This is a genomic window from Aeromonas sp. R9-2 (assembly GCF_040908025.1).
Classification (GTDB): Bacteria; Pseudomonadota; Gammaproteobacteria; order Enterobacterales; family Aeromonadaceae; genus Aeromonas; species Aeromonas veronii.
Window position 1 is genome coordinate 117,465 of record NZ_JBFOCX010000021.1, and the last position, 19,750, is coordinate 137,214.

Annotated in this window: 16 protein-coding genes; 8 read left to right on the forward strand and 8 right to left on the reverse strand. The window is 60.3% G+C overall.

Features of this window, described 5'->3' with window-relative positions; genetic code table 11:
- Positions 1 to 35 precede the first annotated feature (35 nt).
- Complete coding sequence (locus tag AB5Y71_RS08395) at positions 36 to 644, reverse strand: 2OG-Fe(II) oxygenase (RefSeq protein ID WP_203116682.1); 609 nt, start codon at positions 642 to 644, stop codon at positions 36 to 38.
- A 350-nt stretch (positions 645 to 994) separates the two neighbouring features.
- On the opposite strand from AB5Y71_RS08395, the gene AB5Y71_RS08400 reads away from it, so the two are divergent.
- On the forward strand, positions 995 to 1,471 hold the full coding sequence (locus AB5Y71_RS08400) for a glutathione peroxidase (RefSeq protein WP_368171381.1): 477 nt from the start codon (positions 995 to 997) through the stop codon (positions 1,469 to 1,471).
- A 182-nt stretch (positions 1,472 to 1,653) separates the two neighbouring features.
- Positions 1,654 to 3,057 (forward strand): DEAD/DEAH box helicase, encoded by a 1,404-nt coding sequence (locus AB5Y71_RS08405; protein ID WP_005337040.1) that lies wholly within the window; start codon positions 1,654 to 1,656, stop codon positions 3,055 to 3,057.
- A gap of 98 nt (positions 3,058 to 3,155) precedes the next feature.
- On the opposite strand, the gene hutW is transcribed toward AB5Y71_RS08405, so the two are convergent.
- Entirely contained in the window at positions 3,156 to 4,517 is a 1,362-nt protein-coding gene (gene hutW / locus AB5Y71_RS08410) for a heme anaerobic degradation radical SAM methyltransferase ChuW/HutW (protein WP_368171382.1), read from the reverse strand.
- 256 nt (positions 4,518 to 4,773) lie between these two features.
- Here hutW and AB5Y71_RS08415 point away from each other — a divergent pair, with 256 nt between their 5' ends.
- Complete coding sequence (locus AB5Y71_RS08415) at positions 4,774 to 6,369, forward strand: methyl-accepting chemotaxis protein (RefSeq protein ID WP_005351270.1); 1,596 nt, start codon at positions 4,774 to 4,776, stop codon at positions 6,367 to 6,369.
- Positions 6,370 to 6,495: 126 nt separating this feature from the next.
- Here AB5Y71_RS08415 and aroG read toward each other — a convergent pair whose 3' ends face one another.
- The 5 genes from aroG to AB5Y71_RS08440 all read right to left on the reverse strand — a co-directional run bounded on the left by aroG (position 6,496) and on the right by AB5Y71_RS08440 (position 12,287).
- Positions 6,496 to 7,551: a 3-deoxy-7-phosphoheptulonate synthase AroG gene (gene aroG, locus AB5Y71_RS08420; protein ID WP_005351268.1), complete on the reverse strand. Its 1,056-nt coding sequence runs from the start codon at positions 7,549 to 7,551 to the stop codon at positions 6,496 to 6,498.
- Positions 7,552 to 7,771: 220 nt separating this feature from the next.
- On the reverse strand, positions 7,772 to 9,055 hold the full coding sequence (aroA, locus tag AB5Y71_RS08425; RefSeq protein WP_005351267.1) for a 3-phosphoshikimate 1-carboxyvinyltransferase: 1,284 nt from the start codon (positions 9,053 to 9,055) through the stop codon (positions 7,772 to 7,774).
- A 227-nt stretch (positions 9,056 to 9,282) separates the two neighbouring features.
- The gene (gene serC / locus AB5Y71_RS08430; protein ID WP_064338128.1) at positions 9,283 to 10,371 is read right to left on the reverse strand and encodes a 3-phosphoserine/phosphohydroxythreonine transaminase; all 1,089 of its coding nucleotides are present in this window, start codon (positions 10,369 to 10,371) and stop codon (positions 9,283 to 9,285) included.
- Between the two features lie 225 nt (positions 10,372 to 10,596).
- The gene (locus tag AB5Y71_RS08435) at positions 10,597 to 11,523 is read right to left on the reverse strand and encodes an electron transfer flavoprotein subunit alpha/FixB family protein (RefSeq protein ID WP_368171383.1); all 927 of its coding nucleotides are present in this window, start codon (positions 11,521 to 11,523) and stop codon (positions 10,597 to 10,599) included.
- Positions 11,520 to 12,287 (reverse strand): electron transfer flavoprotein subunit beta/FixA family protein, encoded by a 768-nt coding sequence (locus tag AB5Y71_RS08440; RefSeq protein WP_005351260.1) that lies wholly within the window; start codon positions 12,285 to 12,287, stop codon positions 11,520 to 11,522. Before AB5Y71_RS08440 ends, AB5Y71_RS08435 begins: the two co-directional genes overlap by 4 nt.
- Before the next feature lie 169 nt (positions 12,288 to 12,456).
- Between AB5Y71_RS08440 and AB5Y71_RS08445 the strand changes: the two genes are divergently transcribed.
- The 3 genes from AB5Y71_RS08445 to AB5Y71_RS08455 all read left to right on the forward strand — a co-directional run bounded on the left by AB5Y71_RS08445 (position 12,457) and on the right by AB5Y71_RS08455 (position 15,951).
- Positions 12,457 to 14,100: an electron transfer flavoprotein-ubiquinone oxidoreductase gene (locus tag AB5Y71_RS08445; RefSeq protein ID WP_368171384.1), complete on the forward strand. Its 1,644-nt coding sequence runs from the start codon at positions 12,457 to 12,459 to the stop codon at positions 14,098 to 14,100.
- A gap of 293 nt (positions 14,101 to 14,393) precedes the next feature.
- Positions 14,394 to 15,341 carry a magnesium/cobalt transporter CorA gene (gene corA / locus AB5Y71_RS08450; protein WP_005337059.1) on the forward strand — a complete coding sequence of 316 codons (948 nt, stop codon included), beginning with the start codon at positions 14,394 to 14,396 and terminating at the stop codon, positions 15,339 to 15,341.
- Positions 15,342 to 15,489: 148 nt separating this feature from the next.
- Complete coding sequence (locus AB5Y71_RS08455) at positions 15,490 to 15,951, forward strand: DUF2919 domain-containing protein (protein WP_042023947.1); 462 nt, start codon at positions 15,490 to 15,492, stop codon at positions 15,949 to 15,951.
- A 12-nt stretch (positions 15,952 to 15,963) separates the two neighbouring features.
- On the opposite strand, the gene AB5Y71_RS08460 is transcribed toward AB5Y71_RS08455, so the two are convergent.
- Positions 15,964 to 16,734, reverse strand: a complete 771-nt coding sequence (locus tag AB5Y71_RS08460) for a hypothetical protein (protein ID WP_203116667.1) — start codon at positions 16,732 to 16,734, stop codon at positions 15,964 to 15,966.
- A gap of 245 nt (positions 16,735 to 16,979) precedes the next feature.
- On the opposite strand from AB5Y71_RS08460, the gene AB5Y71_RS08465 reads away from it, so the two are divergent.
- Complete coding sequence (locus tag AB5Y71_RS08465; RefSeq protein WP_005337065.1) at positions 16,980 to 17,531, forward strand: lipoprotein; 552 nt, start codon at positions 16,980 to 16,982, stop codon at positions 17,529 to 17,531.
- Positions 17,532 to 17,726: 195 nt separating this feature from the next.
- Positions 17,727 to 19,724: a hypothetical protein gene (locus AB5Y71_RS08470; protein WP_368171385.1), complete on the forward strand. Its 1,998-nt coding sequence runs from the start codon at positions 17,727 to 17,729 to the stop codon at positions 19,722 to 19,724.
- Positions 19,725 to 19,750: the final 26 nt, after the last annotated feature.

Genomic DNA, 19,750 nt, shown 5'->3' on the forward strand with positions numbered 1-19,750 from the left:
GTCTCCCCTGTGTCAAAATCGGGACACATTGCCCCTCAGCGCGGGGGATCGACCCTTCCCATGCCGTTGCCATTGACCCGAAACCAGCCGGCAATGCTGTAGCGCTCCTGATTGGCAGGCAGCACCTCGTGGGGAAACTCCTCGGAGAGAAACATGACCAGCCGTCCCCCCTTTGGGCTGACATCCATCAGAAACTGCTCCTGGTCGTCATACATGCGCAGCACTCCACCCGCTTCGGGCAGCCAGTCGTTGTTTAGGTAAAACACGGTGGTAAGGCGGCGGTTGGAGCGACCGGCAAAGGCATCCCTATGGGTGGCGTAAAAATCCCCGCTGCGATAGCGGGCGAAGTGGGCCTCGTAGTCGAACAATCCCAGCATCAGCATCCGGTTGGCGGCAAGACGCAGGGACTCCATCCGGGCGAGGTAGTCAGCCACCGGCGCACCGAGGGAGGGCTCCAGCCAGTGGATCTGGTCACGGCGAATATCGGGATTGCCCTGATGCAGGGCGTCACGGCCGATCCCGGCCGGTTGCCATTCGCTTGGCAAACAGGCTTTGAGGGCATCCACCTCGGCGGCGGTCAAAAAATCATCCACTATCACCCATCCCCGGGTGTAAATGGCATCCATGGCAGCTTGATAGTCCAAGATTGGCTCACAATGAGTGGAAAGAGGGCGCTTTGTAGCGACTTACCGGCAAAGTCACAAACCGGTTTGCTTCTCTTGAGAAGTCCCAACATCAATACGCGAGTTGCTGCCCACCGCCCCGCATTTTTGTCGCCAGTTGTGATCCCGCCCTGCCAAAGAGCGTATTGGCTGTCGAAACTGTGATGGCCCTTGCAATCGGGACGAGGAGGCGCCGCGGCCTCCTTGCGGTGCCAAGAGCCAGCCGATACCGTATCCGCATCGCCATGTTGCTGTTCATCCGGCGCTTGTCTCTGTCACCGACCGAACCACTCACGGCACAACCCGCGCATCACCCACGAAAGGATCTTCTCATGCCTCTGCCCGATCTCACTTTGCAACGACTGGATGGTACCCCCTACCCGCTGGCTCAACTGGCGGGCAAGGTGGTGCTGGTGGTCAATGTGGCCAGTCGCTGCGGCTTTACTCCCCAATATGAAGGGCTGGAAACGCTCTATCGGGAGCTCGGCCCCAAGGGGCTGGTGATTTTGGGCTTCCCCTGCAACCAGTTTGGCCATCAGGAGCCGGGGGATGCGGACGAAATCGCCCGCTTCTGCTCCCTCGACTATCCGGTCACCTTCCCCATCATGGCCAAGTGCGATGTCAACGGTGAGCATGCCCACCCCTTCTACCAGTGGCTCAAGCAACAGAAACCGGGATTTCTTGGGCTGGAAAACGTCAAATGGAACTTCACCAAGTTCCTGATCGACCGCGATGGCAATGTGGTAGAGCGTTTCGCCCCCCAGGCCAAACCGGAGAGTCTGGCCGAGCAGATCCGCGAGATGCTCTGATGCTCCCGCACCGTTTTACGCCACGGCGTTGAACGATTGTGTGGCGGCCGGTGCGACAGCTACTGCGCAGCGGCCGCTCTTTTGCTATATTACGGCCCCACTATCTTTTCCATATCGTGGCTGGCCCCAACACGCTGGCTGCCCGTTGAGCCAAAGGCTCATCTCAGGAGTTTCTCTCGAACATGTCATTCAACGAACTGGGTCTGTCTCCGCATATTCTGCGGGCCGTCAAGGAGCTGGGTTACGAACAGCCAACCCCCATCCAGCAGCAAGCGATTCCGGCCATTCTGGCCGGTCAGGATGTGCTCGGCGGCGCTCAGACAGGCACAGGCAAAACGGCCGGTTTCACCCTGCCGATGTTGCAGCGTCTGCTGGCCAACCATGGTCGTGGCCGTCGTCAGGTACGCGCACTGGTACTGACCCCGACCCGCGAACTGGCGGCACAGGTGGGCGAGAGCATCATCAAGTATGCCCACCACCTGCCGTTCAAGACTCTGATCGCCTATGGCGGTGTCAGCATCAAGCCCAATCTGGACGCCATCAAGCTGGGGGTGGACATTCTGGTCGCCACCCCGGGCCGTCTGCTGGATCTGCTGACCCAGGGCGCCCTGACCCTGAGCCAGCTGGAAGTGCTGGTGCTGGATGAAGCGGATCGCATGCTCGACATGGGCTTTATCGTCGACATCCGCCGCATCATGAAGGCGCTGCCTGCAGAGCGGCAAACCCTGCTCTTCTCTGCCACCTTCTCAAACGACATCAAGGCGCTGGCGGATGATCTGCTGAACGACCCTACACTCATCGAGGTGGACCCCAGCAATACTGCCGCCGAGCAGGTGACCCAGCGCATCATTCAGGTGGATCGGGAACGCCGCCGCGAGCTGCTCTCCCATATGATTGGCCGTGGCAACTGGCAGCGGGTGCTGGTGTTTGTTCGCACCAAGCAGATCGCCGACCGCCTCGCCCAGCAGATGCAAAAAGATGGTCTCAATACCGTGGCGATCCACGGTGACAAGAGCCAGGGTGCCCGCAACCGGGCGCTGGCCGATTTTCGCAGTGGCGAGGTGCGGGTGCTGGTAGCGACCGATATCGCCGCCCGCGGTCTCGATATCGATCAACTGCCCTATGTGATCAACTTTGAACTGCCCCAGATGGCGGAAGATTACATCCACCGTATCGGCCGTACCGGCCGCGCCGGTCGTGGCGGCGAGGCCATCTCGCTGGTCAGCCAGGACGAGCTGGGTCAGCTCAAGGCGATCGAAGCACTGATCGGCCAATCCCTGTCCGTGGAGATCCTGGAAGGGTATGAGCCAAGCGGCAAGCCGAGTCGCCAGACTCTGCCGGGCAGCAAGCCGGTGCAGAACCCGCCTCGGGCTCGCGGTCATGCCAACGCCAAGAGCAGCAATGCCAAGGGCAAGCCAGCCGCGGGTAAGGGCAAAGCCAAGGGTGACGCCAGCAAAAATCCCGCCCAGTCTCCTCAAAACAAGTCCCGCAAGCGGGAAGTAGTGGGTGAGGATATCGGCTTTGCGCCGATGCGCCGCTTGCCCAAAGCAATGCGCGACAGCTATCAGGAGAGCAGCGACGAGTAAGCTCGCGCGACGCTAACTGCCAAGCCAAAAGAGGGAGCCTGCAAGGCTCCCTCTTTCGTTATGGATCGCACTGAGTCGTGCAAATGCTCCGCTCGGGCTCAAACCAGCGAATGGCGCACCGCGGCGGTACCATGGCTGGGCGACGCTGAACCATCGAGCGGATTGAGCTGCAAGAACTCGAACAAGCCAGCCTGCATATTGACGTTCCAGAAGCGTCCGGCGAGGGTGAGTTGCAACCGTGCATTCTCGACCTCAGCCAGCCCGTGCTGCTGCCAGGCGGCAAAAAGCGGCATCAGATGGGTCAGCAAAGGCGCTGGCAGACGATCCAGCGCCAGCACACCGCTGTCGAGGGCGCCACGCAGCAGACCGTCCATCCTTGCATTGGGATTGCGTCCCATCACCATCCCGGGCGCCCGCTTGCCACTGGCCAGCGCGTCATGCCAGGGGGCCAGATCCCGTCCATACATCAAGCCGTGGCCAAGAATGCTGCCCCCAGCACCGGCGCCAAAGGGGAGGATCTCCGCACCGCGCTTGGCCATCTGGTTATAACGACTCTGCTCGGCCGGGCTGCGCCGCCAGTGGCTGCAAGAGAGACGCTCCCAGCCGTGAGCTTCCAGTTGCGCCCCGCCATAGGCATACATGGCCGCCCGCTGCTGGCCATCGGCGAGCCAATCCAGGGTGCCCTTCTCCTGCGCTCGCTCCAGATTGGTGCCCTGCATGGCGATGAGCTGGTAGAGATCGACCCCGTGTACACCGCTCGCCATCACATCGCGGATATCCTGCTGCCACACGGCATCATCCTGACCGGGCAGACCAAAGATAAGATCCGCCACGATCACAGCCGCATCATCCCGGGTCAGCTCACCCAGACGGGTCAGCAGCGTCTCCCTGTCATCGAAACGGGCCGCCTGCTGACGCACCCGGGTATCAAAGCTCTGTACCCCGAACGAGAAGCGGTTGAAGCCCCCCGCCAACGCCACCTGCCATTTCTCATCATTAAAGCCGTTGAGGCGTCCCTCCAGCGTCACCTCGGCATCCGCCGCCAGCGGAAAACGGCGGATCACGGCGGCCAGCATGGCCAGCTCGTCGGCGCTCATGTCGGTCGGCGTACCGCCCCCCACATAGACGGCTGAAAATGGCATGCTCTGCGCCAGCGGGGTGTCAGCCGCCTGCGCAAGGGAGGCGCAGAGGGCGTTGACATAGCGGTTTATCCGCGCCGGATTGGCGCCATTTTCAAAGAAATTGCAGAAGCTGCAGCGCTTTCGGCAAAACGGAATATGGATGTAGAGGGCGCGCTCCTCAGCTTCACTCTCTCGCTGCCACCAGCTCTGCCAGCCAGCCTCATCCAACGGGAAGGGGCGCATCCCTCCCCGACTGGCGTGAGCCGAGGTCTTGGCGCTAAAAGCAAATTTGAGGGGATCCGGCGTGGCAATACCGGTCATGGAAGGGGTCAGATTCATGATGGTCACTATTATCAGCAAATAATGACAATGATAACGATTATCGTTACTGGCAATTTGTTCTGGATCAACCCGAGGAGCAGCCCCCCTCCCGAAAGGCATTTTGGCAACCTGCATTACCGATCTGCTTAACAGATTATTTACTCAAGAGTGGTTATCGTGTGCCGATAGAGAACCATCTCCCGCCGTTTCTTCGTCTACGATCAAGATGATACGGGATCACATAACAACACCAAGCGCATGGAACTTGCCCAAAATGCATAACCTCTCCTTGAACTGGAAAATATTCCTCCCTCTTGCGCTGGTCATCAGCACTACCTTTGGCCTCTGCTTCGAACTCTCCGCTTGGCTGCAACGGGATCTCGCCATCCGGCTGGCAGAGGAGAAAGTTGAGAGCATGGCCAACACCTATATGGATCAGGTGAACGTGCTGATGATGACAGGTGGCATGGCCAACCGGCAGATAGTGCAGACCAAACTCAAGAGTGAAGCGGGCATCGTTGAGGCCCGTCTGGTGCGCGCGCCGGCCGTCAGCAACCTGTTTGGCCCGGGTCATCCGGATCAGAAAGTGCAGGATCCCCTCGATGAGCGTGCCATCAATCAGGGCGAAGCCATTCTGGAGCAGCAGGGCAACCGGCTCACCCTGATCAAACCGTTCAAAGCCTACAAGGAGTATCGCGGCACCCAGTGCCTCACCTGTCATCAGGTCAATGAGGGGACCGTGATGGGGGCTGTGCGGATCAGTTATGACCTCAGCCACACCTTCGGCGAGATCCGCCACAACAACCTGATCCTGAGCGGCAGCCTGGCCGCCGTCTTCAGCCTCGGCTTCGGCTTGCTCTGGTGGGTATTACAACGCTACGTGAAACACCCTCTGCGCCAGCTGCAACTCACCATGATCCGGATGGCCAAAGAGCGCGACCTCGCCCTCCCCCTGGTCAATCACAGCCGGGATGAACTGGGCCAGATGACCCGCGCCGTCAATGACATGGTGCAGGGATTCCGCCACAGCCTGCAGGAGGTGGAAGGGGCGACCCACCAGCTCTATCAGGAGTCGAACCAGATCCGTCAGGTGGCGACCCAGACCGAAAACTCGGCCCGCCAGCAAGAGGGGATGACCACCCAGGTTGCCGCCGCCGTCAGCGAGCTGGCCGCCAGCTCTCATGAAGTGCGCGAACATGCCCGCCACAGCGCCGAGCTCTCCGCTCTCACCAATCAGGATGCCGCTGACACCAGTCGTCTCGCCCAGCACTCCATCACCGATATGGGCGAGATGTCGGCAGAGATCGATCGGGTGGATCAGGTGATCCAGCAACTCGACAGCCGCTGCCTTGCGGTTGACGGTGTGCTCGAGGTGATCAAGGGGATTGCCGATCAGACCAACCTGCTGGCCCTCAACGCTGCCATTGAAGCGGCCCGGGCAGGTGAGCAAGGCCGTGGCTTTGCGGTGGTGGCCGATGAAGTGCGGGCCCTCTCCAACCGCAGCCGCGCCGCCAGCGAAGAGATCTCCCAGATGATCGCCGCCCTGCAAAATGAGGCCCAGAGCGCTGTTACGGTGATCGGGGATGCAAAAAGCAAAGCCGATGAGAGCATCAGCAAGACCGAAGCGACCCTGGCAGCCATGCAGAATATCATCGAGCGCATCGCCCGTATCAACGACCTCAACGCCCAGATGGCCCAGTCGGCCGAAGAGCAGGATAGGGTCTGCCATGAGGTAGACAGCTCGGTGAGCGATATTCGCAACACCTCCAACGACACCCTGGGTCAGGCGCACGCCGCCAACCTCGCCAGCATCCAGCTGGTGGAGCAGTGCCAGAAACTGGAGGCACTGCTGAAAACCTACCGTTGGTAATCCACTTCACCAACGAAAAAGCGCGACCCGAGGGTCGCGCTTTTGCTTTATGGATTCGATTTGGCCGAATGGCATCGTTGCTGTTCCAGCGGCGCGTTGACGATTAACAGCGCCGCCGGGATGGTTTTAGCGGGCGTTACGGGTTGCAACGGCATCCGCCAGGTTGCGCAGCAACACTTCGGTATCAGCCCAACCGATGCAGGCATCGGTGATGCTCTGACCGACAGTGAGTTCACACCCTTCCACCAGATCCTGACGCCCTTCCACCAGATGGCTCTCCACCATCACACCAAACACCGCCTTGCTGCCGGCACGCAGTTGGCCAGCCACATCCTCGGCCACCACCATCTGGTTCTTGAATTGCTTGCTGCTGTTGGCATGACTAAAGTCGATCATCACCTTCTGCGGCAGACCGGCCTTCTCCAGCCCCTTCACAACTTCGCTGACATGGGCGGCGCTGTAGTTCGGCTCACGACCACCACGCAGAATGATGTGACAATCCGGGTTGCCACGGGTCGCCACGATGGCGGAGTGACCGTACTTGGTGACCGACAGGAAGTGGTGCGGCGCACTGGCAGCCCCGATGGCATCGATGGCGACCTTGATGGTGCCGTCAGTGCCGTTCTTGAAGCCCACCGGACAGGAGAGACCGGAGGCCAGCTCGCGGTGTACCTGGGATTCGGTGGTACGGGCACCGATCGCGCCCCAGCTCATCAGATCCGCCACATATTGCGGGGTGATCATGTCGAGGAACTCGGAGGCAGTTGGCAGTCCCATGTCGTTGAGATCCAGCAACAGCTTGCGACCAATGCGCAGACCGTCGTTGATCTTGCAGCTGTTATCGAGGTACGGATCGTTGATCAGCCCCTTCCAGCCCACTGTGGTGCGCGGTTTTTCGAAGTAGACCCGCATCACGATCTCCAGCTGACCTTTCAGCTCGTCGCGCAGCGCCTTGAGGCGCTTGCCATACTCCAGCGCGGCAACCGGATCATGGATGGAGCAAGGACCAATCACCACCAGCAGACGATCATCTTCGCCGGCCAGGATATTGTGAATGGCCTGACGGGATTCAAAAACGGTGGACGAGGCCACCTCGGTAGCCGGAAACTTCTCAAGCACCGCAACCGGGGGTAATAACTCTTTGATTTCACTGATACGAACGTCGTCGGTTTGATGCTGCATGACAAGGCTTCCTGCTAGATGACTGCGATTAGGAAATCTCAACATAGCCCGCGACAGCGCACGTGTAAATAGGAAATTACAGCAATCACAAAACTATTTTATATGGCGATCTTGCAAGTTATTGAAATAATGCTAGGCAAAATGGAAGTGCGGATAAGGAAGGCAAAAAGGCCCGCTCAGCGCGGGCCCGAAGCGTCGGTGATGACGGGTTTGTCAGTGATCAGCCACGCTGGCTGATACTGGCCAGCTTGTCGAAGTAATCCGGGAAGGTCTTCGAGGTGCACTTGGGATCATTGATGGTGACCGGGGTATCCGACAGCGCCACCAGCGAGAAACACATGGCGATACGGTGATCGTTGTAGGTATCGATCTCGGCATGCTTGAGCTGGGTCGGCGGGGTCACGGTGATAAAGTCATGCCCCTCCTCCACTTCGACGCCCAGCTTGCGCAGCTCGGTCGCCATGGCGTGCAGACGATCGGTCTCCTTCACCCGCCAGTTGTAGATATTGCGAATGGAGGTCGGCCCCTCGGCAAACAGCGCGGCAACGGCGATGGTCATGGCCGCATCGGGAATATGGTTCATGTCCATATCCACTCCGTGCAGCGGTGCCTGCTCCGCCTCGATGAAATCATCGCCCCAGGTGATGCGCGCGCCCATCTTTTCCAGCACATCGGCGAAATGGATATCGCCCTGAATGCTGTGCTTGCCGATACCGGTGACCCGCACCTTGCCCTTGATGGCGCCCGCCGCGAGGAAGTAGGAGGCGCTGGAGGCATCTCCTTCCACCAGAAAGTCACCCGGGCTGATGTAGGTCTGGTTGCCCTTGATGTAGAACAGCTTGTAGTTGTCGTGCTCGATGACCACCCCGAACTGCTTCATGATGTGCAGAGTGATGTCGATGTAAGGCTTGGAGACCAGCTCCCCCTTGATGTGGATCCGGGTATCACCGGCCGCCATCGGCGCAGCCATCAAAAACGCGGTCAGGAACTGGCTGGAGACGGAGCCATCGACGTGCACATCGCCGCCCCACAGCCCCTTGGCATCCACCACCAGCGGCGGATAACCATCGTGTTTGAGGTACTGGATATGGGCACCGGCTTCACGCAGGGCATCCACCAGATGGCCGATGGGACGCTCTTCCATGCGCGGCTCGCCGCCCAGGGTATATTCACCTGAGCCGAGGCATAGCGCGGCGCAGAGCGGTCGCATGGCAGTACCGGCGTTGCCGAGGAACAGATTGACCGGCTCTTTCACCGCAAAGCTGCGGCCCAGCCCCTGCACGGTACATTCGGTCTTGTCGGCGGAGAGCTTGTACTTGACCCCGAGCTGGGTCAGCGCAGCCAGCATATGACGAATGTCATCGCTGTCGAGCAGGTTGGTCAGACGGGTAGTGCCACGAGCCAGCGCCGCCAGCAGCAGCGCACGGTTAGAGACACTCTTGGAGCCGGGCAGATTGACCTCTCCGGCCACACGAGAAATGGGTTCCAAACGCAACGAATTCATAGACTTCCTGTGCTATCTCAAAAATAAACGCCTGTCCGGACGTTAACAGCCTGCGTCCCGCTCGGCAAGGGCACTTTCAGGGGAAATCGCACGGCAAACGCCAGCGCGCTGGTTCTGTTGAAAAAAAGACGCCGGGGTATCCCCGGCGTCTTGAATCACTGCAATAGCTGGAAGCGGCTCACTGGTTGTCACGAGAGGCCACCAGCAAACACATAGGGGCTCTCTTCTCAGCCGTTGCGCTTGGCAAAGCCATCCATAAAGCTCACCAGAGCCTTCACTCCCTCCAGCGGCATGGCGTTGTAGATGCTGGCGCGCATGCCACCGACAATGCGGTGTCCTTTGAGGGCCAGCAGGCCAGCCGCTTCCGATTCTGCCAGGAACTGCTTGTCCAACTCGGCATTTTTCAGCTGGAACGGGATGTTCATCCGCGAACGGCAGCTGACATCAACCTGATTGCCGTAGAAGCTCGACTGATCGAGATAGTCATAGAGGAAGTCGGCCTTCTCCTTGTTGCGCGCTTCCATCGCCTCGAGGCCACCCTGTTCTTTCAGCCACTCGAACACCAGACCGGCCAGATACCAGGCGTAGGTGGGCGGCGTGTTGAACATGGAGTCGTTCTTGGCAGTGAGTTTGTAGTCAAAAATCGAGGGGACATCGGCTCTCGCCTGCTCCAGCAGATCATCGCGCACGATGGCGATGGCAAGCCCGGACGGCCCGATATTTTTCTGGGCACCGGCATAGATAATGCCAAAGCGGCTCACATCGAGAGGACGGGAGAGAATGGTGGAGGAGAGATCCGCCACCAGCGGCACCTCGCCAGTGGCCGGGATGTCGAACATCTCGATGCCGTCAATGGTTTCGTTCGGGCAGTAGTGAACATAAGCCGCATCGGCGCGAAACGCCGGGGTCGGCAACAGGTGGGAGATCCCCTGCTCGTTCTTGGCAACCCCCTGGAAGGTCTGGATATCGCCATACTTTTTGGCTTCATCCACCGCGCTCTGGGACCAGACACCGGTCAGCAGGAAGTCCGCCTTCTTGTTGGCCCCGCCCAGCAGGTTCATGGGCACGGCGGAGAACTGACCGCGGCCGCCACCGTGCATGAAGAGCACCTTGTAGTTGTCCGGCACCGCCAGCAGCTCGCGCAGATCCGCTTCGGCCTTCTCGGCAACCGCCATGTAGGGCTTGCCGCGATGGGAAAGCTCCATGACCGAGGCTCCCAGCCCCTGAAAATTACAAAATTCGCGCTGGGCGCGCTCCATGACTTCAACCGGCAGCATGGCGGGGCCGGCGCAGAAGTTGTAAATCTGTTTGCTCATGACGCTTTCCGTGAGTGGATGAGAGTAATCGATGACTTGTCAGGTTTTACACAAGAGCAGCCAGCGGATCAAAGGCTTTTTGGGAGCTGGCTCAACCTTTTACCGTCACTCTGCATCCCCCTTGCAGGAGAAAAAGCCCTGAACGGGTCAGGGCTTGCAGGGAACATGCACAGAAATGGCGGGCAGAGCGCATAAACGACCACAGCTCAGCCATTTCTGACAAATTTACAGTTTGGCGGTGAGCTCCGGCAGCAGAGTGAAGAGATCCCCCACCAGCCCGTAGTCCGCTACCTGAAAGATGGGGGCGTCGCTGTCCTTGTTGATGGCCACGATCACCTTTGACTCCTTCATCCCCGCCAGATGCTGGATGGCCCCCGAAATGCCGACCGCGATATAGAGCTCGGGCGCCACCACCTTGCCGGTCTGTCCCACTTGCAGATCGTTGGCGACATATCCCGCATCAACGGCGGCCCGCGATGCCCCCACCGCGCCGCCCAGCTTGTCGGCCAGCGCTTCTATCAAAGCAAACTGCGTCTTGGAGCCCAGAGCCCGGCCACCGGAGACAACCACCCGAGCGGCGGTCAGTTCGGGTCTGCTGGAGCGCACCGCGCGGCGCTCGACCAACCGGGTACGACCAGCGAATTCGGGCACGGCCAAGTGCTCGATGAGAGCCAGCCCGCCCGTCGCCGCCTTGGCAAACGCGGTGGCCCGTACCGTCATCACCTTGACGGGTGCCGAGCTTGTCACTCTGGCGATGGCATTGCCCGCATAGATGGGGCGCAGGAAGGTGTCGCTGCTCTCGATAGCCGTTACCTCGGAGAGCATCTCCACCCCGAGCCGGGCCGCCACCTGTGGCAGCAACGCCTTGCCCATGGCACTCGCCGCCATCAGGCAGTGGCTGTAACCTTCGCACCAGCAGGCCAGCAGCTTGTCGACCCCATCCAGCAGCCCGTCGGCCAGCAGGGGATGCTCGGCAAGCAGAACCTTGTCGACACCGCTGAGGGCTGCCGCCTGTTCACCCGCCTCGGTCAGCCCCTGACCCAGCAACAGCAGGTCAACCTGACCGCCGATGGATCCGGCGGCGGTCACCAGTTGTGCCACGTTGTCGGCCAGATGGCCCTGATGATGTTCGGCAATGATCAGCACGCTCATGGCAGCACCTTCGCTTCGTGTTTGAGTTTGTCTACCAGCTCGTCCACCGAGCCCACCTTGATCCCGGCGCTGCGGGCTGGTGGCGCCATCACCCCGAGCAAACGGGTCTGGTTGGCCACCTCAACGGCGAGTGTCGAGAACGGGGCGCTATCAAGCGGCTTGCGCTTGGCCTTCATGATGTTGGGCAACGAAGCAAAGCGCGGTTCATTCAAACGCAGATCGGCGCTCACCACCGCAGGCAACGGCATGCCCAGGGTCTCGAGGCCACCGTCGATTTCGCGGGTCACCAGCAGTTCCCCCGCTTCCACCTTGAGGGCTGACGCACAGGTCGCCAGCGGCCAATCATTGAGGGCCGCCAGCATCTGTGCCACCTGATTGTTGTCTGAATCGATGGACTGCTTGCCGAGCAGCACCAGATCCGGCTGCTCCTGCTCACACACCTTGCGCAAGGCGCGGGCGACAGTCAGCGGGGTGAGCGTCTCATCGGTGACACTCTCACCGGTTATATAGTGCAGCGCCCGATCCGCCCCCAACGCCAGCCCATGGCGCAGTTGCTCGGCGGCAGCGTCAGGGCCGAAGGTCACCACCACCAGTTCGCTGGCAACCCCGGCTTCCCGCAGCCTGACCCCCTCCTCCACCGCAATTTCACAAAAGGGGTTGATCCCCATCTTCACATTGGCCAGCTCCACGTCGGAGCCGTCTCCCTTCACCCGGATCTTGACGTTGTAGTCGACTACCCGTTTGATTGCGACCAGCAGCTTCATGGGGTCATGCCTCGTCTCTTTGGATTGAATTCATTAGTGTGCCTCTGCATTTGTTGCAGTACGTTCTTCCCTGATTTTTTGCTTTTTCTTGCTCAGTTTTGCTTACAACTGCTTTACGTTTACGTAAACTACCTGCATTACCCTAGGCCAACCAGAGCGCAGAGGCAAGATGGAACGGGAAGCAATGGAATTTGATGTCGTCATCGTCGGCGGCGGTCCGGCGGGGCTCAGTGCAGCCATCGCCCTGAAACAGCAGGATGCCACTCTCTCTGTCTGTCTGCTGGAGAAAGGGGCGGAAATTGGCGCCCATCTGCTCTCCGGCGCCCTGTTTGATCCCGTCGCCTTGCAAGAGCTGCTGCCGGATGGCTGGCAGCAAGCGCCGCTCGGCGTGCCGGTCAGCGACGATCAGGTTCATCTGCTGCAAAGCGAGCAACGTTCCCTGCAACTCCCCGCCTGGGCGGTGCCGCCCCGGATGCACAATGAGGGCTGTCACATCATCAGCCTCGGCAACCTTTGCCGCTGGCTTGGCCAACAGGCGGAAAAACTGGGAGTCGAAATATACCCGGGATTTACCGCCAGCGAACTTATCATGGAAGCGGGCCGGGTCAAGGGGGTGATCACCGGCGATCTGGGGCTGGATCGGGCGGGCAATCCGAAAGCAGATTATGTGCCCGGCATGGCACTGCTCGGTCGCTACACCCTCTTTGCCGAAGGGGCCCGCGGTCATCTCGGCAAGCAGCTGATCGCCGACTTCAACCTAGCAAGCCCTGCCCAGCCCCAGCACTATGCCATCGGCTTCAAGGAGCTGTGGCAACTGCCTGCTGGCCAATGCAAAGCGGGACAGGTGCTGCACGGCAGTGGCTGGCCCCTTGGCAAGCAGGGGGGCGGCAATAGCCACGGTGGCTTCTATCTCTATCACATGGAGGGGGATCAGGTGGCAGTCGGGCTGATTGTCGATCTCAACTACCAGAATCCCTGGCTCAGCCCGTTTGACGAATTCCAGCGCCTCAAGCATCACCCGCTTATCGCCGGCGTGTTGCAAGGGGGTGAACGCATCAGTTACGGCGCCCGCGCCATCACCAAGGGGGGCTGGCACGCCCTGCCCCGCATGCACTTCCCGGGCGGCCTGCTGATCGGTTGTGATGCGGGCACCCTCGACTTTTCCCGCATCAAGGGGATCCACACCGCCATGAAATCGGGGATGCTGGCGGCAAAAACCGTCGCGATGGCGCTGCGAGGTGGTGATGAAGGGGGCCGGGATCTGGCCCAGTATGGTGACGAGCTGCACCAGAGCTGGCTGGCCCGCGAACTCAAGGCGGCGCGCAACTTCGGCGCGGCGCTTCACCGCTATGGTCCCTGGTTGGGCGGTGCCTTCAACTTGCTGGAGCAACGGCTGTTTGGCGCAAACTCGCCCTTCAAACTGCTCGATAAGGCTCACGATTACCGTCAGCTGCGCGTGGCCAGCCGCTGCGAGCCCATCCATTATCCCAAACCCGATGGCAGACTGAGCTTTGACAAACTCTCGTCTGTGTATCTGGCCAACACCAGTCACGACGAGGATCAGCCTTGCCACCTCAAGCTGCAGGACGAGCGCATTCCGGTCGAGGTCAATCTGCCCACCTGGGCCGAACCCGCCCAACGCTACTGCCCGGCCGGGGTGTTTGAAGTGCTGGAAATGGAAGGCGCGGCCAAACTGCAAATCAACGCAGCCAACTGTATTCACTGCAAGACCTGTGACATTAAAGATCCCAGTCAAAACATTATCTGGACGCCACCACAAGGGGGCTCCGGGCCCAATTATCCGAATATGTGATGAAGCGGGGCAGCGGCAACAAGCAGCCCCAGCTAGCCCTCCCCCAACCAAAGGCTGGGTTCTACCCCGCATAGCCACTCAGGTGATCCGACCTCGCTGTTTTTTTGAACAAACAAGCTGAATCCCTGATGAATAGCCCCTGACAAGCGCGGCCCGCCCCTGTATAGTTCGCCGCATTCAGGTTTTCCATCGGCCCGATCTGCTTATCCACGGGATCGCCTTCTGCAGCGATCTAAGGCCGCATGACCTGTGCAACCATCCCTGATTACCCATGACTTTTTAAGGGGGGACAGATGATCACCGCCTACATTCTCAACAACAAGGTGCTGGACATAGTCACGCTCGGGCCTGACGACATAGTACCTGACAACACGGTCTGGCTGGATGCCTACAAGCCGGACACGGCAGAGCGAGAATGGTTGACGGGCCTGTTCCTGGAAGAGGTCCCCGACAAGGAAGAGCTCGACGACATCGAAGCATCCGCCCGTTTTTACTGGGATACCGATGGTCTGCACATTCACTCCCTGTTTCCCCAGCGGATCGGTCGTGACACCAAGGGTGTCCACGTCTCCTTTACCCTGCGCAACAACCTGCTGATCAGCATTCGTGAAGATGACATCGGGCTGGTGCGCCTGCTGCGCCACTATATGCGCCAGGATCGGCTGGAGGTGGAGGATGCCCTCGATATCCTGCTGGAGGTGCAGAACCTCAAGGTGGAGTACCTCTCCGACCTTATCGAAGATGGTTACAAGACCTTGGAAAACACCGCCGATCAGATCTTCGAGCCGGATCAGATCAACCCCATGTTGAAAGAGTTGATGGCTCAGGAAGAGGCCAACGGCCAGATCCGTCTCTCTCTGCACGATACCCGCCGCGCCCTGCGTTTCCTCAAACGCAGCCTGCGCCAGCGCATGAGCCTTGAGCAGAACAAGTGGATCGACGAGATGCTGCACGACGTGGAATCCCTGTTGCCCCACACCCAGTTCCTGTTCGACAAGATCAACTTCCAGCTGGAGGCCTCCATGGGGGTGACCAATCTGGAGCAGAACAAGGTGATCAAGATCTTCTCGGTAGCCGCCGTGATCTTCCTGCCGCCGACCCTGATCGCCAGTATCTACGGCATGAACTTCGGCCGCATGCCGGAGCTCGCCTGGGAGTATGGTTATCCCATGTCACTGGTGCTGATGGTGATGTCATCGCTCGGCACCGGCCTCTTCTTCAAGCGCAAAGGCTGGCTGTAACGCCGCCGAGGTGCGCTGCGATATCTGAAGAAACCGATTGGGGGGCATGGCCCCCCGATTAATTTGCGCCACGCCCAACGCCTTGCAAAGGGCGCTTCATCGCCCCATATCCCCTTCATCACTCAATTCAAGTGGATAACGGGCAACCATGACCCTCTACCCCGAACACCGATATGACGATCACGGCCAGTTGCGCCCGCCTCTCTGGTTCTGGCCCATCGCCCTGTTGCTGACCCGCTCGGTCTGGCTCTTTCTGATGGCGGGAGTGACCCGCGAGAGCGGCAGCGAGATCCTGACCCTCTTTTATCCGGACAAGATCACCCTCTACATCAGCCTGCTGACCGACGTACCCGCCATGCTGGCGTTGCTCGCCTGCGGGGGCACCTATCAGCAGACCCAGAGCATTCGCGCCAGACTCCGGCGCCACAGCCCGCTGCTGCTGCTCTGCTCTGCCGTCAGCGGCCTGCTGATGCAGTTGCACAGCCTCAATCTGCAGAAGTGGTCATTCAGCTGGCCCACCGCACTGGTGCTGGTCGCCAGCCTCTGGGCGCTCTGGTATCTGCTGCGCAGTCGCCAGCTACGGGAATATGCCGCAGATCAGCCCCACTGACGGGGCTGACACCTATTGACGAGTGACCCGGATCTGCAGGGTCTGGCGCTCGCTCTGGCTGCCTCGCCCGCCCTGTAGCTGGGTGCCGAGGCTGCTTCCCTGATCCGCTGAGCTGGTCGAGAGCTCCCCCACCGTCAGCCACTGGCCCGGGGCCCCGCTCACCTCGGTGGCACTCTGCCCACGATTGATGGTGCCCTGATCCAGCCTCGCCTGTTCGCTGCTCAGCGCAATCTGCACCCGATCGCCAATCAAGGTGGCCGTGGCATAGAGGCCGTTCACCAGCGGCATCATCCCCACCACGGCGCCCCCGTTCCACTGATAGAAGGTGACCGGCTGATAGGAGCCCATCTGCAGCAACACGGGACGACCCGACAGCCCGCGCACCTGCCAGCTGTCGTTCTGGCTGCGCTGGTACTGCTGGGCGTTGCCATCGACCAGCCACTGCCGCTTGGCCTCGTCGCGACTGATTGAGCCCCCCAGTTGCTGACCGCTGGCGGCACCATCGACCCGCCACTCGATAAGCAGGCTTTGCGGTGGCTGGTTGATCTGCGCCAGCGTGGCTTCGGCCTCCTGCAGCTGGGCTGGCGTCCCGCTCAGCACCAGCTGATTACCCATGGCACTCACCCCAAGCTGGGGATAGATCTCCTTGAGGGTCTGCACCGCCGCCTGCGCCTCGAAGACCGGGATCACCTTCACCTCGGCCCACAGCGACGGGCTCCATAGTCCCATCATGCAGACAAGCCACAACAGCGCCCTGCGGCCAACCTTGCCCATCCGAACCATTACGCTCTCCTCGTTCTCTGTGCTCTTCTCGCTCTCTGTTCTCTTCTCTCTGCTTAAGGCGTAGACCTACGCCCGCAGCAAACAGCTCAACCCTATTCCGCTCACTCGTCGATGATGAACCCGGCGGTTGCCAAAAAACAATCGGGAATGCAGCAACTCCGTGATTTCCCACGGTATGAGGCTCTCATTCCACGCCCGTTATCGCGTAAGATAGCGCCATCATAGTTGCCCAAGCGGAATCCATCATGTTGAAACAGCTGTTGTTACTCCCCCTCGCCCTGCTACTGGGAGCCTGCTCCCTGACCCAGTACAACGTCAGCGAGGCCGAAATCAACCAGTACCTCAAGGATCAGGTCTCTTTTGAAAAACAGCTGGGGATCCCCGGCATCATGTCGAGCAAGATCCGTCTGGATGAGATGCAGAGCCGTATCGGCCGCAAACAAGCAGATCGCATCGAGCTGGACGCCGCTGGCGACCTGCAGGTGAGCAGTCCCCTTGGCAGCCAGCAGATGAAGATCCGCTTTGCTTTGAGCGCCCGTCCGGACTATGTGGCCGATCAAGGCGCCATCTATCTGCGCGACCTTGAGCTTGTCTCGGTCAAGACCGAGCCGGCCGATATCGGGGCCGCCCTCACCCCGCTGCTGCCCACCTTCAATCAGTCGCTCTCCCTGTTCCTGTCACAGACCCCGGTCTATCGCCTCGACAGCAGCCGCAAGAACGAAGCCAGGATCAAGGAGAAGGTCGAAGCCCTCAAGGTAGAGCCGGGCCGTCTGGTCATCCCGTTCAAGCTGCTCTGATCGCCGTCGCACCGGCACTTTCAGCGCAATAAACAGATAACCGTCCTCTTCGACAGCGCACATCCGGTTCAACGTGCAGCCGAATGGGGCGGTTTTTTACTTCTCAAGTCCCCGCCAACACAGCATAATGCAGACCATTCTCATTTAGATTCGTTATGAGAAGCGTCAATAATAAAACCAATGGTGAGAAGGGACATGAGAAAAACCGTACTGGTTCAGGCGATCGCCTGCGCACTGATCAGCGGCGCCGCACACGCTGCCGTCAAGGTCGAAGACAAGACATTCAATACCGCCGCCAACATGCTGGCCTATACCGAATTCGAGCTCTCCGGTGAGCCGCTGGCCGAAGCGCTGGGGCTGGATCTGGATGTGCTGGATGCCAACCGTGCCGATGAGCCGACCCCGTTCGACTTCGCCGCCGGCATCGAATCCTACGAATACTCCGAAGAGGCGATGTACGCCCTCAACTACCAATCCGGCATGGGTCCTCATCTGGTAAACGGGCCGCAAAACCTGGCCCGTGGCGGCACCATGGCCTCTCTGGGGCAACGGGTGTTGGCCATGGCCGACGCCGTTGGCTTCCCGGCTGATGAAGTGCCGCAGGGCATGTATCCCCTCTCCCTGCCCTACGCCTCCGCCAATCCGGAGTTTGTCCAGGCCGTCAACGCCACCCCTGTCAATGGCGACCAGATCACCATCAAGACCGCCAAAGGGACCGAGAAAACCGTCAAGACCCAGGTGCCCGCCTACTTCCGCGACTATAGCACCCTGCGCTGGAGCGGCAGCGACAACCTGCTGGTGCCCGCAGCGGTGGGCGGCATCCTGCTCAAAGAGGTGATGTGGTCCCAGGACTTCCTCGGCGGCATGCACGTGGCCGAGACCGATGAAGAGGTAGAAGCCGCCTCCGCCACCATGGATCAGGATGGCAAGCACAAGCTGGGCGTCTCTGCCGCCGATGGCTTCAACGGCATGATGCTGACCGAGCAGTCCATCGACAAGCTGGCCATCATGCAGAACCAGCTCGGCTTCGATGGCAAGCAACTGGGCGCCAAGATCACCCCGCAGTACGATCCGGCCAAGGGCGTGATTTACTTCCCCCATCAGGTGAAAGTGACCGAAACCAGCAACAACGATGCCGGTGCCATCGGCAAGCTGGAGGTGGTAGATGGCTCCGCCCAGCTGCGCGATGCCTGGATGATGCTGTGGCCGCTCTCCGAGTTCTATGCCTTCAGCGATCAGCGCAGCGCCAACACCAACCAGAACCCGGCCTTCCACGCCGTGTTTGACGGTGCGCCGTTTGCCGCCGCACCGGCTGCCAACAAGACCAATGACCTGGGCAAAGCGGTCGCCGGCAGCGATGCCTTCTCGCTGGCGATCAATCTCTCAAACCTCACCTTCAAGAACCTGGCAGCCCTGCACTTTGATGCCAAGGCTGGCACCCTGGTCGACAGCTGGCAGGCAGGCAAACAGGGCAAGCACGTCACCACCTTTGACGCCGCTTACGCACTGGTCGCCCTGCAGATCTTCCAGCGCGCTCAGGATGCGCTGCCGGTCGGTTACGCCGCCGGTGACAATGGCGAGCTGAACCTCAAGACCAAGCAGGGTCAAGAGGCGCTCGACTTGATCCGCAAACAGGCCGATTTCATCCTTGCCAACCTCAAGGGCAAAAATGGTCTGGTGCATGACGGCATCACCCTGGGTGGCAAGCTCGATGCCGGCCACTCCATCGATGCACAGTTCGCAGCCATCCGTGGTCTGACTGCCGCGTTCCTCGCCACCTCCGATACCAAGTACCGCACTGCCGCCCGCGAGCTGTTTATCGCTGCCGACAAGGCCTACTTCAATGCCAAGGCGGGCACCTGGCTGGCGGGTAAACAGGGTGAATACACTCCCTGGACCCAGGCTGCCATCTCCGGCGCCCTGCGCTCTGCCATGCTGAACCTGCGCAACGAAGGGGTCGAGAAGGCGCCCGAGCTGGAGCTGGCCAAGCTGACCGGTCAGTACGTCAGCTGGTTCCGTGGCACCGTCAACGGTGGCATGCAAATGGCTGAGTGGATCGGTGACTCCGGCGAGAACATCATCGAAGGTGCCGGCAGCGACACCGACGAAGATGGCGTACCGCAAGTGACCGCCGCCGGTGGCAAGCACGGCACCGCCATGGTGATGGCCGCCAAAGCGGTGGTTAGCGAATAATCCTCACCATTCACCAGCATGAAAAA

Bases quoted from the DNA above. Each gene is read 5' to 3' on its own strand.
- AB5Y71_RS08400 (WP_368171381.1), top strand. From the start codon at position 995: ATGCCTCTGCCCGATCTCACTTTGCAACGACTGGATGGTACCCCCTAC.
- AB5Y71_RS08405 (WP_005337040.1), top strand. From the start codon at position 1,654: ATGTCATTCAACGAACTGGGTCTGTCTCCGCATATTCTGCGGGCCGTC.
- hutW (WP_368171382.1), bottom strand. From the start codon at position 4,517: ATGAATCTGACCCCTTCCATGACCGGTATTGCCACGCCGGATCCCCTC.
- AB5Y71_RS08415 (WP_005351270.1), top strand. From the start codon at position 4,774: ATGCATAACCTCTCCTTGAACTGGAAAATATTCCTCCCTCTTGCGCTG.
- aroG (WP_005351268.1), bottom strand. From the start codon at position 7,551: ATGCAGCATCAAACCGACGACGTTCGTATCAGTGAAATCAAAGAGTTA.
- aroA (WP_005351267.1), bottom strand. From the start codon at position 9,055: ATGAATTCGTTGCGTTTGGAACCCATTTCTCGTGTGGCCGGAGAGGTC.
- serC (WP_064338128.1), bottom strand. From the start codon at position 10,371: ATGAGCAAACAGATTTACAACTTCTGCGCCGGCCCCGCCATGCTGCCG.
- AB5Y71_RS08435 (WP_368171383.1), bottom strand. From the start codon at position 11,523: ATGAGCGTGCTGATCATTGCCGAACATCATCAGGGCCATCTGGCCGAC.
- AB5Y71_RS08440 (WP_005351260.1), bottom strand. From the start codon at position 12,287: ATGAAGCTGCTGGTCGCAATCAAACGGGTAGTCGACTACAACGTCAAG.
- AB5Y71_RS08445 (WP_368171384.1), top strand. From the start codon at position 12,457: ATGGAACGGGAAGCAATGGAATTTGATGTCGTCATCGTCGGCGGCGGT.
- corA (WP_005337059.1), top strand. From the start codon at position 14,394: ATGATCACCGCCTACATTCTCAACAACAAGGTGCTGGACATAGTCACG.
- AB5Y71_RS08455 (WP_042023947.1), top strand. From the start codon at position 15,490: ATGACCCTCTACCCCGAACACCGATATGACGATCACGGCCAGTTGCGC.
- AB5Y71_RS08460 (WP_203116667.1), bottom strand. From the start codon at position 16,734: ATGGTTCGGATGGGCAAGGTTGGCCGCAGGGCGCTGTTGTGGCTTGTC.
- AB5Y71_RS08465 (WP_005337065.1), top strand. From the start codon at position 16,980: ATGTTGAAACAGCTGTTGTTACTCCCCCTCGCCCTGCTACTGGGAGCC.
- AB5Y71_RS08470 (WP_368171385.1), top strand. From the start codon at position 17,727: ATGAGAAAAACCGTACTGGTTCAGGCGATCGCCTGCGCACTGATCAGC.